The sequence below is a fragment of the Deinococcus sp. genome, from assembly GCF_018260405.1.
Taxonomy (GTDB): Bacteria; Deinococcota; Deinococci; order Deinococcales; family Deinococcaceae; genus Deinococcus.
Genome location: NZ_JAGLBG010000211.1, coordinates 1 through 1,357 on the forward strand (window position 1 = coordinate 1; position 1,357 = coordinate 1,357).

Sequence of the window (1,357 nt, forward strand, 5' to 3'; positions counted from 1 at the left end):
AGCGCAAGAAGGCCGTGAACTTCACGCTGCCCTACGACAACTCGGAAAACGTGATCATGGCCCGCAAGGAAAACCTGGGCTACTCCACGGCGGCCAAACTGAGCGGCAAGAGCGTGGGCGCACAGATCGGCTCGACCCAGGAAAAGCTGGCGCAGGGCATCAAGGGTGCGAACGTCAAGTCCTTCAACCTCTACACCGACGCCGCCGTGGCCCTCCAGACCCGCCAGATCGACAGCATCGTCATTGACCGTGTGGTGGGCGAGCAGTTCGTCAAGACCTACCCCGACCTGCGCATCACCGGCATGCTCAGCAAGAACGAAAAGGCCCTGGCCGTGCGTAAGGACTGCGGCGACCTCGTCAACCGCATCAATGCGGCGGTCATTCAGCTGCGCAAGAGCGGCGAACTGCCAGCCATCAGCAAGAAGTGGCTCAGTAAGTAAACCGGGCCGCGCACCGGGGCCGTAGCGTGGGTCCCGGTGCTGCTCTACCCACCGACTATGCTGCGACATATTCACCCCGGAGGACGTATGAAAAAAGCTGCCCTGCTGACTGCCGCCTGTCTGTTTGCCGTTTCCGCCTCTGCCCAGGCCCAGGGCTGTATGGCCGACATCAAGAAAAACGGGCTGACGGTCGGCACCAATCCTGGTTACCCCCCCTTCGAGTCGCTGGACACCAACAACCAGATCATCGGTCTCGACCCCGACCTCGTGAACGCCATCGGCAAAAAACTGGGCGTCAAGGTCAACTGGGTCAACCAGCCGTTCGACGGCTTGATCGCAGCGCTGATTTCCAGAAAGATCGACGTGATCGCCGCCGGGATGACCGTCACTGCCGAGCGCAAAAAGGCTGTGAGCTTCACGCTGCCCTACGACAACTCGGAAAACGTCATTCTGGCCCGCAAGGAACACCCCGAGTACAACAGCCCGGCGGCCCTGAACGGCAAGAGCATTGGCGTGGAACTGGGCACCATTCAGGAAAAGGTGGCGCAGGGCATCAAGGGCGCGAACGTCAAGGCCCTCAACCAGTTCACCGACGCGGCGATTGCCGTGCAGACCCAGCAGATCGACAGCATGCTGATCGACCGGGTGGTGGCCGAGCGCTTTACCAAGACCTACCCCGACCTGCGGATTACCGGCGTGCTGAACAAGAACGCCAAGGCCATGGCCGTGCGTAAGGACTGCGGCGACCTGCTGAGCCGCATGGACGCCGCCATCATCGAACTGCGTAAGAGCGGCGAACTCGGGGCGCTGCGCAAGAAGTGGCTGAACAAATGAAGCCCGCGCGAATGAAGGCCCGGCAGGTCAGGGTCCGGCAAATCAAGGTTGGCTGAGCTATGGACTTCGGACTGATCTGGTCG

2 protein-coding genes are annotated in these 1,357 nt (G+C 61.4%); both read left to right on the plus strand.

Annotated elements, in window-relative coordinates; all coding sequences use genetic code 11:
* Positions 1 to 440 (plus strand): transporter substrate-binding domain-containing protein (locus tag QZ269_RS13095; RefSeq protein WP_291427137.1); only part of this gene is annotated, 440 nt, incomplete at its 5' end.
* Positions 441 to 527: 87 nt separating this feature from the next.
* Positions 528 to 1,274: a basic amino acid ABC transporter substrate-binding protein gene (locus tag QZ269_RS13100; protein ID WP_291427138.1), complete on the plus strand. Its 747-nt coding sequence runs from the start codon at positions 528 to 530 to the stop codon at positions 1,272 to 1,274.
* Positions 1,275 to 1,357: the final 83 nt, after the last annotated feature.